General features: G+C 72.3%; 12 protein-coding genes and 1 pseudogene. 3 read left to right on the top strand and 10 right to left on the bottom strand.

The window, feature by feature from the left end; genetic code table 11:
- Positions 1-618 (bottom strand): adenosylhomocysteinase (locus tag KWI83_RS32020; RefSeq protein ID WP_218517881.1); only part of this gene is annotated, 618 nt, incomplete at its 3' end.
- A 492-nt stretch (positions 619-1,110) separates the two neighbouring features.
- Here KWI83_RS32020 and KWI83_RS32015 point away from each other — a divergent pair.
- Positions 1,111-1,380, top strand: a pseudogene (locus tag KWI83_RS32015) (PTS sugar transporter subunit IIA); the annotation flags it as partial.
- A 99-nt stretch (positions 1,381-1,479) separates the two neighbouring features.
- On the opposite strand, the gene KWI83_RS32010 reads toward KWI83_RS32015, so the two are convergent.
- The 6 genes from KWI83_RS32010 to KWI83_RS31985 form a co-directional block, all read right to left on the bottom strand.
- Positions 1,480-2,457, bottom strand: a complete 978-nt coding sequence (locus KWI83_RS32010; RefSeq protein ID WP_218517880.1) for a cation diffusion facilitator family transporter — start codon at positions 2,455-2,457, stop codon at positions 1,480-1,482.
- 99 nt (positions 2,458-2,556) lie between these two features.
- Positions 2,557-3,708, bottom strand: coding sequence for a mannose-6-phosphate isomerase, class I (gene manA / locus KWI83_RS32005; RefSeq protein WP_218517879.1), 1,152 nt, complete (start codon positions 3,706-3,708; stop codon positions 2,557-2,559).
- A 79-nt stretch (positions 3,709-3,787) separates the two neighbouring features.
- A complete protein-coding gene (locus tag KWI83_RS32000; protein WP_218517878.1) occupies positions 3,788-4,918 on the bottom strand; it encodes an SIS domain-containing protein in 1,131 nt (376 codons plus the stop codon).
- Positions 4,919-5,010: 92 nt separating this feature from the next.
- A complete protein-coding gene (locus KWI83_RS31995) occupies positions 5,011-5,181 on the bottom strand; it encodes a Trm112 family protein (protein WP_086773532.1) in 171 nt (56 codons plus the stop codon).
- 202 nt (positions 5,182-5,383) lie between these two features.
- Positions 5,384-6,748, bottom strand: coding sequence for a phosphomannomutase/phosphoglucomutase (locus tag KWI83_RS31990; protein WP_218517877.1), 1,365 nt, complete (start codon positions 6,746-6,748; stop codon positions 5,384-5,386).
- Between the two features lie 270 nt (positions 6,749-7,018).
- Positions 7,019-7,441, bottom strand: a complete 423-nt coding sequence (locus KWI83_RS31985) for a DUF3499 domain-containing protein (RefSeq protein ID WP_073941309.1) — start codon at positions 7,439-7,441, stop codon at positions 7,019-7,021.
- A 294-nt stretch (positions 7,442-7,735) separates the two neighbouring features.
- Here KWI83_RS31985 and KWI83_RS31980 point away from each other — a divergent pair, with 294 nt between their 5' ends.
- A complete protein-coding gene (locus KWI83_RS31980; RefSeq protein ID WP_171111420.1) occupies positions 7,736-8,185 on the top strand; it encodes a metallopeptidase family protein in 450 nt (149 codons plus the stop codon).
- A gap of 30 nt (positions 8,186-8,215) precedes the next feature.
- On the opposite strand, the gene KWI83_RS31975 is transcribed toward KWI83_RS31980, so the two are convergent.
- The 3 genes from KWI83_RS31975 to KWI83_RS31965 form a co-directional block, all read right to left on the bottom strand.
- Entirely contained in the window at positions 8,216-9,676 is a 1,461-nt protein-coding gene (locus KWI83_RS31975) for a DUF5719 family protein (protein WP_218517876.1), read from the bottom strand.
- Complete coding sequence (locus tag KWI83_RS31970; RefSeq protein ID WP_218517875.1) at positions 9,673-13,338, bottom strand: glycosyltransferase family 2 protein; 3,666 nt, start codon at positions 13,336-13,338, stop codon at positions 9,673-9,675. Before KWI83_RS31970 ends, KWI83_RS31975 begins: the two co-directional genes overlap by 4 nt.
- Before the next feature lie 182 nt (positions 13,339-13,520).
- Positions 13,521-13,784: a WhiB family transcriptional regulator gene (locus KWI83_RS31965; RefSeq protein WP_003975777.1), complete on the bottom strand. Its 264-nt coding sequence runs from the start codon at positions 13,782-13,784 to the stop codon at positions 13,521-13,523.
- Between the two features lie 660 nt (positions 13,785-14,444).
- Here KWI83_RS31965 and KWI83_RS31960 point away from each other — a divergent pair.
- The gene (locus KWI83_RS31960; RefSeq protein ID WP_218517874.1) at positions 14,445-14,939 is read left to right on the top strand and encodes a cysteine dioxygenase family protein; all 495 of its coding nucleotides are present in this window, start codon (positions 14,445-14,447) and stop codon (positions 14,937-14,939) included.
- Positions 14,940-14,942: the final 3 nt, after the last annotated feature.

Genomic DNA, 14,942 nt, shown 5'->3' with positions numbered 1-14,942 from the left:
GGTCACGCCGCGGATCTCGGACGCCAGCTGGGTCCACTTCTGCGGGCTCTCGCTCACGGTGCGGGTGAGGAGTTCAAGGATGACGCGGTGCTCCTCGGACTCGGCGGTGTCGGGCGAGGGGACCTTGCCGTCCTTCTCGTACTCGACGCCCTTGTGCACCAGGAGGGTGGCGTCACCGCCGTCGTCCAGGATCATGTTCGGGCCACCGGTGGGGGTGTTCGGCCAGGTCAGGGCCTGTTCCGTGCACCACCAGTACTCCTGCAGGGTCTCGCCCTTCCAGGCGAAGACCGGGACGCCCTGCGGGTTGTCGGGCGTGCCGTTCGGGCCGACGGCGATCGCGGCGGCGGCGTGGTCCTGGGTGGAGAAGATGTTGCAGGACGCCCAGCGGACCTGCGCGCCCAGGGCGACCAGGGTCTCGATGAGCACGGCGGTCTGCACGGTCATGTGCAGGGAGCCGGTGATGCGGGCGCCCTTGAGGGGCTGCGCCTCGGCGTACTCCTTGCGGATCGCCATCAGGCCCGGCATCTCGTGCTCGGCGAGGGTGATCTCCTTGCGGCCGAACTCGGCCAGGGAGATGTCGGCGACCTTGAAGTCCTGTCGGTTCTCGACAGTCGTCATTGCGTGCTGCTCCTCGGTGGTTGGGTCGAGGTGGGTACGGCTGATCTGCGCGGCGGCGGACACAAGGGTGCCCGAAGAGCACACAGGCATGCCCGCGTGCGCGCAGCGCAGTCCGTCGGAGGCCCTCTCTCCCTCGGCCGGTCCGCTGTGGACCGCCCGACCGCCATCAGCAGCGACGTCTGACTCCGTCCCAAGCTACACCGGGCGACCCGGCCGTCCCCAGCCCGCCTACGAACAATTCACGCCGATCACGGCAACCGGTCACTGTCGGCAACGGATCACCGTTGCGGCTGCGACAGGACAGAGGTGAAGGAAGAGGCATGTGCCATGCATATCTGGATGACCAGGGCTTTTCGCTCGGCAGAGGGGCCTTGGAGTGGTGGGGCGGGTGTTGCAGGGTGCGGGGTGATCGGGGCATCCGGTCGAACGTGCGGGCGTCCGGGACGGCGTTCCCGTGTGATGCCCGGCCGGGATGGCGCACACGTACAACGGACGGCGCTGCGGCGGGAGGAGCAGGGCACGACCGGGCTCGGCGGGGAGATCGCGATTCCGCATGCCAAGACGGATGCGGTGACCGCGCCGGTCGTCGGTTTCGCGCGGTCGGACCAGGGCGTGGAGTGGGGCTCGCCAGACGGTACGAAGGCGAGGCCCGTGTTCATGATCGCCGTACCGGAAGCGGCCGCGGGCGACGAGCATCTGCGGTTTCTGGCGCTGTTGTCGCGGAAGCTGATGGATGCCGGGTTGCGGTGCTCAGCGTTCTGAGAGACGTCGAGTAGCCGCGGTGCTCACCGGGGTTGAGCGCCGGGTCCCGTACGACCGACCGGGCGCCCCCACAGCCGACCGGGGGAAACGCGGATGAGGTCAGTGGACGGTGGTGTGGCTCGGGCCGCCCGGCGACGCCTCCGGGTCCGCGCCCTTGGCCGCTTCGGCCTCGCTGTAGATGTCCGGCTCCAGGTAGATGACGCGGGCGATCGGGACCGACTCGCGGATGCGGGCCTCGGCGGCGTCTATGGCGGAGGCGATCTCCGTGGCCGTGCCGTCGTGGCGGACGGCGATCTTGGCGGCCACCAGGAGCTCCTCGGGGCCGAGGTGCAGCGTGCGCATGTGGATGATGCCGGTCACGGCGTCGCCGCCGACGACCGCGGCCTCGATCTTCTTGACCTCCTCGACGCCGGCCGCCTCGCCGAGCAGCAGCGACTTGGTCTCGACGGCCAGGACGAGCGCGATCAGGATGAGCAGGACGCCGATGCACAGGGTGCCGATGCCGTCCCAGACGCCGTCGCCGGTGAGCAGGGCCAGGCCGACGCCGCCGAGGGCGAGGATCAGGCCGACGAGCGCGCCGAGGTCCTCCAGGAGGACGACCGGCAGCTCGGGCGCCTTGGCGTGGCGGACGAACTCCTTCCACGACTTCCGGCCGCGCAGGACGTTGGACTCCTTGATGGCCATCCGGAAGGAGAACGTCTCGGCGATGATCGCGAAGACCAGGACGCCGACCGGCCAGTACCAGTGTTCGATCTCGTGCGGGTGCTTGATCTTCTCGTAGCCCTCGTAGATGGCGAACATGCCACCGACCGAGAACAGGACGATCGAGACGAGGAAGGCGTAGATGTAGCGCTCGCGGCCGTAACCGAACGGGTGCTGCGGAGTCGCCTCGCGCTGGGCCTTCTTGCCGCCGAGGAGCAGCAGGCCCTGGTTGCCGGAGTCGGCCACCGAGTGCACCGACTCGGCCAGCATCGAGGAAGAGCCACTGAAGAGGAACGCCACGAACTTCGCTACCGCGATCGACAGATTGGCGAGCAGTGCCGCCACGATCGCTTTGGTGCCGCCTGACGCGCTCATGTGTTCGCGTTGTCCCTTCAGCTTTGCCGGTCCGTTGCCGGTGGGCCATTGTTGCAGTCCGGTCCGACAGCGGTGGGCCAGATCACCACACCCGCTGCATCAGGCCACGACGGTCGCGCGGAAGAGCGTGCCCGGACCGGACACTTCGGCCTTTTCACCTGCCGATACGAAGACGGACTGGCCGGGCCTCAGCTCGTGCTCGCCCGTCCGGACCGAGCCCGCCGTGCAGAGCAGGATCTGCGGGGTCGCGCGGGTGAGGTCGTGGGGGGTGCCGCCCTCGGGGAGGACGTAACGGGACAGCCGGAACTCGTCGATGGGGGTCTCGTAGACCTCCTCGCCGTCCGGGGACGCCTCCGGGCGCAGTACGCCGGGGTCGCTCGGCTCGAAGCGGACGATGCGCAGGAGTTCGGGGACGTCGATGTGCTTGGGCGTCAGGCCGCAGCGCAGGACGTTGTCGGAGTTGGCCATGATCTCCACGCCGAGGCCGTCGAGGTAGGCGTGCGGGATGCCGGCGCCGAGGTACAGGGCCTCGCCGGGCTGCAGGCGGACGTGGTTGAGCAGCATCGCGGCGATCACGCCGGGGTCGCCCGGGTAGTGGTGGGCGACGTCGGCGTACGGGGCGTAGGCGCCGCCGAGACGCGAGCAGGCGGCCGTGGCCTCGGCGACCGTACGGGCCATCTCCTCGGGGTCCGCGGTGAGGACGGCGGTGAGGACCTCGCGCAGCGCCGCGTCCTCGGGGTGGGCGCGCAGCAGATCGACGTACGGCTTGAGGGAGTCGACGCCGAGGCCGTCGAGCAGGTCGGCCGTCTGGCGCGGGTCGCGGAAGCCGCAGAGGCCGTCGAACTCGGTGAGCGCGCAGATCAGTTCCGGCTTGTGGTTGGCGTCCTTGTAGTTGCGGTGCGGGGCGTCCACGGGGACGCCGCGGCGCTCCTCCTCCTCGTACCCCTCCTTGGCCTGCTCCAGGTCGGGGTGCACCTGGAGGGAGAGCGGGGCGCCCGCGGCGAGGATCTTCAGGAGGAAGGGGAGGCGGGGGCCGAACTTGGCCACGGCTACGGCGCCGAGTTCCTTCTCGGGGGCGGCCGCGATGACGTCGACGAGCGTGCCGCGGTCGGTGCGCGAGGGTGCGCCCGGGTGGGCGCCCATCCACATCTCCGCCTGCGGTTCGCCGGTCGGCTCGACGCCGAGCAGCTGCGGGATCGCGGTGGTGGAACCCCAGGCGTAGGGGCGGACGGTGTTGTCGAGGCGGTCCATGCGGTTCTCTCTGCCGGTTCTCTGTGCGGACGGGCGCCGGTTCTCCTCACGCACGAAGGTCGGGGCGTCCTGGGCCAGATCAGGCCCTTGATGCGAGCGCCAGGTAAACGGCGGCGAAATCCGTGATGGCGATCAGTTCCGAGAGGGTCTCCAGTTCGCCGCCGGGTTCGGGTTCCAGTTCGCTGATCGGCGTGTCGTGGCTGAGGGCCAGGTCACGGGCGGCGGGGGCGGCGGTCAGGCCGCCGATCGGGCGGTCGCGAAGCAGCACCACGCGCGCGTGCAGGGCGGGCGGCTCCTCCACGCGGTCGCGGAAGAAGTCGTCGGGGTTGGCCCTGGCGGCGAGCGGCCCGGCGAGCAGGGCGCTGTGCGCGGCGAGCGCCTCGGGGAGTTCGGCCACGACGGCGGGCTGACCGGACAGTTCGGCGAGCGCTGCGGCGAAACGGCGGCCCGCCGGCCCGGCCGAGATGCCCTCCGTCCAGATCACCGGGAGCGCGTCGGCGAGTTCGGCGGCGAGGGTCTTGGCGGGATTGCTGTACGTCGCGATGGCCGGCCCGCAGCGTTCGGCGATGTGGTCGAGGCGGTCGGCGACCTTCTCCAGCGCGTCCGGCGGGGCGGCGAGCTGGCCGATGCGGTCCAGCAGCGCGAGCAGCGGGGTGAGCAGCGCCCACAGGACGCCGGGTGCGGAGGCGGCGAGGGGTTCGTCCTGCTCGTACGGGGCGGTCGCCATCGGTACGAAGAGGCCGTGGGCGGCGCCCGCGACGGCCTCGGCGAGCGGGGTGCGGGCCGGGGCGACGGCGGCGACGGTGCAGCCGCGGCGGTAGGCCTGCTCGGCGAGCAGGGACAGGCCGGGTTCGGTGCCGTCCGGGGTGGCGATCAGCAGCAGGTCGACCGAGCCGGCCCAGCCGGGGAGTTCCCAGCGCAGGGCGCCCGCGGCGGGGGCGACGCCGGAGGGGGCGAGGCGGGTGACCGGGCTGCCGGGGCCGGCCAGCGTGCCGAGGAGGTCGGCGGCATGGGTGGCGGCGGCGCCGGGGCCTGCGATGAGGACGGCGCGGGGGCGGCCGTCGGGTTTCAGTTCACTGACTCCGGCCTCGATGGCGTGCCGGGCGGCGGTGCGGACGCGGGCACCGGCCTCGGCGGCGCCGCGCAGCAGGCCGCGCTGGTCGGCCTGGGCGAGGCCCTCTGGGGAGTCGAGCAGCGATTCGTCGAGCATGGGCGGCAGCCTCCGAACGCCGGGTCGTCGGTTGTGCGGGCGGCGGGTCCCGTCCTGGCGGGCCCTGATCCGCGCGGGCTTCTGCGGGGCTGTTACGCCGGGCGGCGGGCCTCGTCGACGAGGAGGACGGGGATGCCGTCGCGGATGGGGTACGCCAGACCGCAGTCCTGGCCGGTGCAGATCAGCTCGGTGTCCTGCTCTTTGAGGGGGGCGTGGCAGGCCGGGCAGGCGAGGATCTCCAGGAGGCCGGCTTCGAGCGGCATGGGGGGTCCCTTCGGGCGGTGTGGGTACCGGTGCGGGTACGTGTGGTGGTGTGGATGTGCCTGGTCAGCGTACCGCCGTGGGGGCGGGGTGTGCGGGGGTTGTGGTGGCACGCGTGGCCCGGATCGACGGGGTGGCTGAGGGCCCGACCGTCGGCGGGCCCCCAGCTCTCAACTCGGTCCACTCACCCCTGGGCAGGCCCCCTCACCCGCGAATAATCGCCAGCGCCTCGTCCCGCACCTTCGTCATCGTCGCCTCGTCGCGCGCCTCCGCATTCAGGCGCAGCAGCGGCTCCGTGTTGGACGGGCGGACGTTGAACCACCAGTCGTCGGCCGTCACGGTGAGGCCGTCGAGTTCGTCCAGGGTGACGCCCTCGCGGCCCTCGAACGCCGACTTGAGGGCGGCGAGGCGGGCCTGCTGGTCGTCGACGGTGGAGTTGATCTCGCCGGAGCCGGCGTAGCGGTCGTACTGGGCGACCAGGGAGGAGAGCGGGCCGTCCTGGCCGCCGAGGGCCGCCAGGACGTGGAGGGCGGCCAGCATGCCCGTGTCGGCGTTCCAGAAGTCGCGGAAGTAGTAGTGGGCGGAGTGCTCGCCGCCGAAGATCGCGCCGGTGCGGGCCATCTCGGCCTTGATGAAGGAGTGGCCGACCCGGGTGCGGACCGGCGTGCCGCCGCTCTCCTTCACGACCTCCGGGACCGTCCACGAGGTGATCAGGTTGTGGATGACGACGCCCTCGCCGCCGTGCTTGGCCAGCTCGCGGGCGGCGACCAGGGCGGTGATCGCGGACGGCGAGACCGGGTCGCCGTTCTCGTCGACGACGAAGCAGCGGTCGGCGTCGCCGTCGAAGGCGATGCCGAGGTCGGCGCCCTCGGTGCGGACGCGCTCCTGGAGGTCGACGATGTTGGCCGGGTCCAGCGGGTTCGCCTCGTGGTTGGGGAATGTGCCGTCCAGCTCGAAGTACATCGGCACGAGGTCCAGGGGCAGGCCCGCGAAGACCGTGGGGACCGTGTGGCCGCCCATGCCGTTGCCCGCGTCGACGACGACCTTCAGGTGGCGGATGGAGGTCAGGTCGACGAGCGAGCGCAGGTGGGCCGCGTAGTCCTCCAACGTGTCACGCTGCGTGATCGTTCCCTGCTTCGCCGCCGGCTCGGGAGTGCCCGACTCGCTCCACCGCTCGACGAGTTCGCGGATCTCGGCGAGGCCGGTGTCCTGGCCGACCGGGGCGGCGCCCGCGCGGCACATCTTGATGCCGTTGTACTTGGCCGGGTTGTGCGAGGCCGTGAACATGGCGCCCGGCAGGTTCAGCGCGCCCGAGGCGTAGTACAGCTGGTCGGTGGAGCAGAGGCCGATCTCGGTGACGTCGACGCCGCGGGCCGCCGCCCCGCGCGCGAAGGCACGCGACAGTCCGGGGGACGAGGGCCGCATGTCGTGCCCGATCACGATCGCGTCGGCGCCGGTCACCTGGGCGAAGGCCGCCCCGAAGAGCTCGGCCAGCGGCTCGTCCCACTGGTCGGGGACGACTCCGCGGACGTCGTACGCCTTCACGATCTGCGACAGATCAGCAGCCACGGCCAACCCTCCTGAAAGTCCTATCGGTGCCCCCAAACTACCCGCCCCCGCCGACAACGACCTGCGCTGACCGAAACTGGACTCCCAGCCGTAACCCTCAGGTCAGGGCAGCATCCAGGCGAGCACCGGTGAACTCTGGCCGACCACGATCAGACAATGGCGGCCGCCTGCCCGGAGAGGTTCATGACGTAGGCGAGGGCCGGCACGGAGGTCACGGGGTAGATCGGCGACCATGGCGCCCGCGCCGCCAGGGCGGCGGCGATGTCGGCATCAGCTGTCGGGCGAACGCAGAACCCGCAGGTGGCCGCGGCGCGCGACCTCCATCGGGTCCGCCGCGCGGCCGCCGCCACCGGCCTGCGCCGCGCGCTCCTGGGGCCGGGCGGCCTCGCGCACCGCGTTGGCAAGCGCTTCCAGGTCGTCTCCGCTGGGGCGGGCCGGAGCGGAGCCGTCGAGGAGCCGGACGACCTCCCAGCCGCGGGGGGCGGTGAGGCGCTCGGAGTGCTCGGCGCACAGGTCGTAGCAGTGGGGTTCCGCGTAGGTGGCGAGCGGGCCGAGGACCGCGGTGGAGTCGGCGTAGACGTACGTCAGCGTCGCTACGGCGGGACGGCCGCAAGCGGTGCGCGAACAGCGACGTACAGGGCTCACGACGTTGGACGGTACCGCACTCTTGAGCGGGCCGCGACGACTCTCCACCAGGTCACTCCACCGTGTCGTGCCGTGAACCGTCCCACAGGTCTCTTTCGACACACCCGGCTGACCTGCGCGGACATGTCTGTCCGGTGTCTCGTACGACCACGAAACCGGTCAACACCGCACACAAACGCCATCAATTGCCTCGTGATCGCCGGTCTCGGAGAGATACGGAATCGAGCCCAACCTTGGCTGGAATGGTCATCCTGCGACATGCCGTGCGGCGGCGGGTGCAGGTCCGCAATGCCGCGTGGAGGCCGGGCACGCGCCTCGCGCGAGGACTACGCTTCACCAGTGATGGACAACCGAGTACCGCCCCGCGCCGCAGGCCCCGGGCCCCGCCGCCGTGATCGTCACGGCCGGGGCATGCGCGGCCCGATCGCGCCCCCTCAGGTGCCGCTCGCGGCGAGCCGTGCCGAGGCGTTCGCGGATCTGGTGCAGGACTCCGTGGAGCGCCTGGAGCGGCGGTGGCCGCAGCTTGCCGACATCGATTTCCTCGTCCTCGAAGTACCGAGGCTGGACGGGCCCGGGCGGGCGTGGAACGACGAGGCGGTACCGCTGGGCGGCACGATTCCGGCACGTGAGGGGCGTCCCGCGCGGGTGGTCGTCTACCGGCGTCCGGTCGAGATCCGCACCAAGGGCCGCGACGAGCGGGCGGCACTGGTGCACGAGGTCGTCGTCGAACAGGTCGCCGAACTGCTCGGTCTGACGCCGGAGACGGTGGATCCGCGGTACGGCGAGGACTGAGGGGGCATCGCCCGGTGACGTGCCTACCGCCTACTTCTGCAGTACCGACAGATCCTGCTTCGCCTCCGGCACGGCCACCTTCCCCCGGTCGTCGGGCAGGGTCTGGACCGTGAAGGCCGGGACGCCGTCCTGCGTCGCCGTCAGGGTGCGGGACGCGTAGACCGGGCCGCCCGACACCGGCTCCACCGTGAGCGCGTACGTGCCCTTGAGGCCGCTCGGCACTGGCACCTCGACGTCCTGTGTCGTGCCCGCCTTGACCGAGTACGTCCTCGACACCGCCGTGCCTCCCTCGCTGCCCGCCGACGCCGTGACCTTGACCTGCGCCGACTCCCCCGGGGCGGCCAGCGACAGGGCCACGCCCTTCGCGGTGTTGCCGGCCGACGACGCGCGCGTGCCCACCGCTCGCGTCGCCGGGATGAACGCCGTCTCCTGGGAGTCGCCCTTCCCGCGCACCACCTGCACGGCGGCCACCACCGGCGCCGCCCGGTCCGTGGGCGTCAGCACCAGTGATCCGGCCTCGCCGTGCGTGACGTCCCCGAGGTCGACGGCGGTCGTCATGCCCGGCTTGACGTGCAGCGTCTCGTGCCCGGCCGGCGTGATCAGCCCGCTCGGCGAGGCCAGCCGCACCTTGAGGTCGGCGTCGGCGTCGCCCGGCGTGAACGCGACCAGGCGCACCGCCGTCGCGTCCTTGGGGATGCCCGGCACCACCAGGCTCCCGGCCGGCTCCGCGGCCGGCGCCAGCCAGTCGCCGCCCACCTTGTCGTCCAGCGCCTGCACCGCGGCACCGACCCGCCCGCTGCGGACGTTCACGTGGACCGTGAGGTCGGTCTCCTTTGCGTCGGTCAGCGTCGACAGCAGGATCGGCTCGCTGGACTGGGGCGCGACCGTGATGCCCTCCCCCACCGGGGACTCCAGCGCCCCGTCCTTGCCGTACAGCTCGATGTCCACCACGGCGGCGGAGTCGTCCGGGTTGGTCAGGTGCACGTAGTCGGTCCGCCCGTCGGCCGTGCTGGCCCCCGGGAACCAGAACTCGGTGTCCGGGGCCTGGCAGTTGACCCCCAGCAGCCCGCGCCCGGCACCGGCGGCGACCTCGGTCGTCTGCTGCACGGTCCACCCGGGCGCGAACTTCCCCTCCGCCGTGCCGATCAGCGCGGGCGCGTCACCCCCCGAACTCTCCCCGGACACCGGCGAGCCGGGCTCGTTGGGCTCCAGCACGGGCTTGCCGGCCTTGCCGCCCTTGACCGACTTCAGCTCGCCCTTCCCCTCGCTGCCCGTGCCCTCGGTGACCGGGGTGAAGGAGGTGTACGTCGTCTCGGCGAGGTCGGACGTGCTGGGCGCGGGGCAGGCCAGGCTCGTGCGCTCCACCGGCAACCGGGCGGCCGCCTTGGCGGTGCCCGTGCCGGTCGCGTCCGGGGCGGACACCACGGCGAACCCGGTGACGGCGGCGAGCGCGCCGACGCCGGCGATCAGGGACAGGGTGGTGCGGTTCACTGCTGACTCCCGTCGGGGCGCTCACTGCCATGCGGGCGTTGCTGCTGCGCCGGGTCGTACGTCGCGTCATAGCCCTGCGGGTACTGGTCGTACGTCTGCTCGTACGCCCCCTGCTGCGCCGAACCTCCGTACGCGTACGGGTCGTACTGCCCGCCCTGGTAGGGGTCCGCCTGGTACTGGTCGTTCTGGTACGGCTGCCCGTACGCGCCCGCCGCGTACTGCTGATCGGCGCCCTGGTACTGCTCCGCGCCGTACGTGCCGTACTCGGCGCCCGCGTGGCTCGCGGTGTCCCAGTCGTCGTAGGACTGCTGGTGCGGCACCGGCACCGGGATCTCCTCCTGCGCCGGAGACGGGAACGCCTCGTCCCGGCCGGCCTCTTCGGCCTCGGCCTGTGCGCGCAGGCGGCGGGCGCGGCGGCCCTCGCCGGCGACGGCCTGGGCGGGGATCACGGGCTCCTCGGGGAGGTCGTCGTCGACGTCACGGCGGCGCCCGGGCAGGGCGAGCACGACGAGGACGACGGCGAGGAAGCCCTGCGCCCACAGCCAGGCGGTGTGGGCGATCGGGTCGTCGTAGGTGACGTCCAGCGTGCCGCCGCCGGAGGGGAGTTCGAAGCCCTGGGCCCAGCCGTCGACAGTGGTGCGGGTGAGCGGCTTGCCGTCGAGGGTGGCGGTCCAGCCGTCGGAGGCGGTGTCCGCGAGGCGCAGGATCCGGCCGTCGGCGCCGTCGGGGACCTTGGTGTGGATCTCGACGGGTCCGGCGGCGACCGGCTGCGGGTCGCCGGAGCCGGAGGCCCGGACGATGACCGCGCGCGCGACCTGGCGGTCGACCCGCCACAGGGCGCTGCCGTCCTGCTGGCTGAGCCGGCTCAGGCCGGGAGTGGCGTCCAGGACGCGGCCGACCTCGCGGGGCGCGCCCTTGTGCACGAGGACGTAGCGCACGGCGAAGTCGCCGAGCTGGTCGGCCTGGTCGGCGCCGGAGCCGGCGACGAGGTTGGCGACGACCTTGTCGAGCGCGGCGTTGCCGCCGTCGGCCGCGGCGAGTTCGGCGTCGCCGAGGCGGGCGCCGGAGCCGCGGACCAGGGTGTAGCCGACGTGGGCGGGCGAGTCGCTGTCGAGGACGAGGGTGCGGGCCTGGTCGCGGGTGCCGCTCTCCTCGGCGACGAACGCGGGCACCTGCACCGGATCGCGCCGCTCCACTGGTCCGTCGGCGCCGCGGAGCATCCAGCCGGCGGCGACGAGCAGCGGGCCCGCGGCCGAGGCGAAGGCGATCAGCGCGGCGACCGGCTGGCGCCAGCCGAAGCTCTGCTCGGCCACGCGCGCGCGTGCCCCCTCGGCGCCCATCACGGCGGCCGTGAGGAGCGCGATGCCGTAGACGAGGGTCGCGGGACCGGCCCAGGCGGAGCTGTTGGACAGCACCGCGAAGACGAGGCCCACCAGGGCGGCCGCCCAGGCCGTCCAGATGCCCCGCTGGCGCTCGTGCCTCATCAGGGCGGCCAGCGCGGCCAGCACGATGCCGATCAGCATCAGGCCGCTGACCGTGCCGGGCCCGCCCGGGCTGGCGCCGAGCAGGTCGAGGGCGGAGGCGGCCGAGTCGCCGTACTCCAGACCGGCTTCGCGGAAGAAGCCGAACGGCAGCAGGGACAGCGACCAGGGGGCGAGGAGCAGCAGGGGTGTGCCCAGCTGGGTCAGAAAGCGCAGGCCGTAGGCGGTGATGTCGCCGTGGCGCACGGCGAGCAGGCCGATGCCGAGCACCAGCGCGACGGGCCACACGATCGGCGTGAACGCGGTGGTGACCGTCAGCAGCAGGGCGTACGCCCAGGTGGCGCGCCAAGTGCCGCGCGCGCCTGAGGCATTCGCGAGGCCGCTGGCCGCGATGGCCGCGCGCGCGAGGAGCGGCAGCAGCACGGCGAGGACAGCGGTGCCGAGCCGGCCGCCGGCGAGGGCGCCGGTGGCGGCGGGCAGGAAGGCGTAGACGACGGCCGCCCAGGCGCGCAGCAGCCGGGACTCGACGAGCGCGCGGGAGGCGAAGTACGCGGTGAACCCGGCCAGCGGCACCGAGCAGATCAGCAGCACCGTGACCGCGAGGCCCGTGGAGCCGAACAGCACCGAGGCCAGCATCGCCACCAGCGCGAGATACGGCGGCGCGGGCGCGTCTCCGCCGGCGCCCACCGGGTGCCAGGAGTCGAGGTAACGCGACCACAGCTCACCGGAGTCGGCGGGGGCGGGCAGCAGGGCGCCGCCCGCGAGGGAGCCGCCGCCGAGGAGTTCGCGGCAGGCGACCAGTGAGGCGAACAGCAGCACCACGAAGAGCATGGGGCCGGGGTTGCGGGCGATGCGCTTCAGGCGGGCGAACTGTTCGATCTCCAGGAACTCGGCGTCGTCGCCGCCGGGCCCGGACTCCACCGCGCCGCCGTGCCGTCCGGCGCCGGAGGTGACCTCCGTGTCGGAGCGGCCGACGACGTTGCCCGCCACTTGTTCGACGGTGGCCCGCACGGTCGCGCCGGGCGGCGGGAACAGCGGCCGCAGCTCGCCCTTGTCGACCACCGGCCGGCCTCGCCGTCGGCGGCCCGCGATGATCCGCTCGGGCCGCAGCAGCACGCTCAGCAGGCCCCGGATCTCGTCGACCGCCTGGCCCGGCACCTTGCCGACCAGATAGGCGACGGTCCGCAGCAGCGTGCCGAGGACGAGCCGCAGCAGCACCCAGGGCAGCGTGGCCGTGCGGGCGTTGACGAGGAGGGTGTAGACGGCGCCGGCCTTGTCGACCTTGTGCGGGGAGGCGGCGGTGCGGCCCGCGCAGTCGACGGTGCGGCGCTCGCGGGAGGCCGCCTCGGCGTGTCGTACGACCGCCTCCGGTGCGACGAGGACGCGGTGCCCGGCGGCGTGGGCGCGCCAGCACAGGTCGACGTCGTCGCGCATCAGGGGCAGGCGCCGGTCGAATCCGCCGAGCTGTTCGAAGACATCGCGGCGGATCAGCATGCCGGCGGTGGACACGGACAGCACCGGCCGGACGTGGTCGTGCTGGCCCTGGTCCTGTTCGCGGCGGTCCAGGCCGGTCCAACGGCGGCCGGAGTTGGCGATGGTGACGCCGACTTCGAGCAGCTGCCTGCGGTCGTACCAGCCGCGCAGCTTGGGGCCGACGACGGCCACGTCGTCGCGGCCCAGTTCGAGTTCGTTCTCCACCACCCGCAGCAGCTCGGCCAGCGCGTCGGGTTCGGGCGCGCAGTCGTCGTGCAGCAGCCACAGCCACTGCACCGGCTCCCCGTACGGCAGCTCGGGCAGGTCGTAGGCGTCGTCGCGCCAGGTGCGCGTGACGGGGTCCCAGCCGCTCGGCCGCCGCAGGTACGGCAGGTCGTCCGGGGTGAGGACGGGCGCGGTGCGGTTGACCTCCTCGACGGCCTGGCCGAAGCCGGTGCGCCGGGCGAGGTGCAGCACGCGGTCGGGGCCGAGCGCCTCGGTGACGAGCTGGGCGGAGTCGTCGGCGCTGCCGGTGTCGGCGGCCATGACGTACTGAACCGGCCGCTCCTGGCCGAGCAGCCCGGCGAGCGCGTCGGGCAGCCAGCGGGCGCCGTCGTGGGAGACGAGGACCGCGGTCACCACATGACGCGGGAACTCTGGTGTGGCAGCGGCATCGTGCTGGGCTGCCGTGTGGCTGTGCACGGACATCGAGGTACGGGCCCCGGTTCGGTGGACTGCGGTGGACACCTGTGCCGTACGGGGACGGCGGGGTGTCTCGGACGAGCGACCACACTATCGGCTGCCCATGACGACGGCCCGCCGCCTGTGGATAACCCACCCGCGACGGGCCGTTCGCCCCGTAGGTGCGAAGACGATGTGTGCCGTTCGGTTCAGACGGCCGCCTTCTTCAGGCGGCGGCGCTCACGCTCGGACAGACCGCCCCAGATGCCGAATCTCTCGTCGTTGGCCAGGGCGTACTCAAGACATTCGGAGCGGACCTCGCAGGCGAGACAGACCTTCTTGGCCTCGCGGGTCGAGCCGCCCTTCTCGGGGAAGAAGGACTCGGGGTCGGTCTGGGCGCACAGCGCGCGCTCCTGCCAGCCGAGTTCCTCGTCCGCGTCGTCGACCAGCAGTTGCTGCACCAGCTCGGTCATGTGCGCCCCTCGTCTGTCTTTCACGTCCCCGTGATGTTGCCGTTACCGATTTCGGCTGAACGACACGAGTGAAATTACAAGTGTGCTGCTCCGGGCGAGTCAAGCCGAGATCTGCTATTGAGCCCCTTATTCACTCTGCGGAACCAAGGCCGTGCGGAAAGTGTTCAAATCGCCATAAACCTTGACACGCTGTCGGGGTCCAGGAGGCCACCGGCCTCACGCAGACCCTGTACGGAGAAGGACGCCCACTGGCTCGATCTCGTTCCGACGCGCGCGCCGATGCGAACCGGATCACAGTCGGATCACGGGATCGCAACGAGGCTTGCGCGCCCGGTTGTGCGCCATGTGTCCCGGTGACGGCCTGAGCAAACCTTTCACCTGAGCGATGAACCGGAAGAGGTGAAACATGTCCCACATATCGGGCGCCGAGTTGACAGTGCGAGTGTGAGCCGGTGTCCTTGTGGGCATGCTCGCGAACTTGGCGCCCACCTCGACCCGCTCCGCCGGGTCCCTCGGTGCTGCCCACGCTCGCTGTAGCTGTTGTTGCTGTTCCAGCTGTTGAGCCCCACGCGCTCCGGCTGCACCCCGAGTCGCCCCGACTCGGCTGTCTTCTCGTTCTTTCCGCGTCTCCGCTCTCCCGCCGAGGAACCACACCACCCCATGAACAGCGACAGCGACCTCCAGATCGCCGGCGACATCCTCGAAGTCCCGCACCTGCTCCAGGCCCCGCGCGAGCACCCGGCCACCGTCGCCGAGTTCGTCGGCCTGGCCCGCTCCATCGCCGCCGACCGCTCCCAGTGGGAGCACCTTGTCGAGTACGACGCCACCAGCCGCTGGTACCACCGGCTGCGCACCGGCCCCGGCTACGAGGTCTGGCTGCTGTCCTGGGTGCCCGGCCAGGGCAGCGGCCCGCACGACCACGGCCCCTCCTCCGGTGTTCTCACCGTCCTGGACGGCACCCTCACCGAGCGGACACGGCGGGGCACGCGCGCGTTGGGGCCGGGGGCGCAGCGGGTGTTCGCGCCGGGCTATGTGCACGAGGTGGTGAACGACGCCCTCGAACCGGCGGTGAGCCTGCACATCTACTACCCGGGCCTCACGGAGATGCCCATGCACACCACCGCCCGCTGCGAGGCGCGTGCCGTGACCGCCTGACGC

The organism is Streptomyces sp. TRM70350, from assembly GCF_019219825.1.
Lineage (GTDB): Bacteria > Actinomycetota > Actinomycetes > Streptomycetales > Streptomycetaceae > Streptomyces.
Note: the sequence above shows the minus strand (reverse complement) of the source record. Positions and strands in the feature narration are given on the sequence as shown.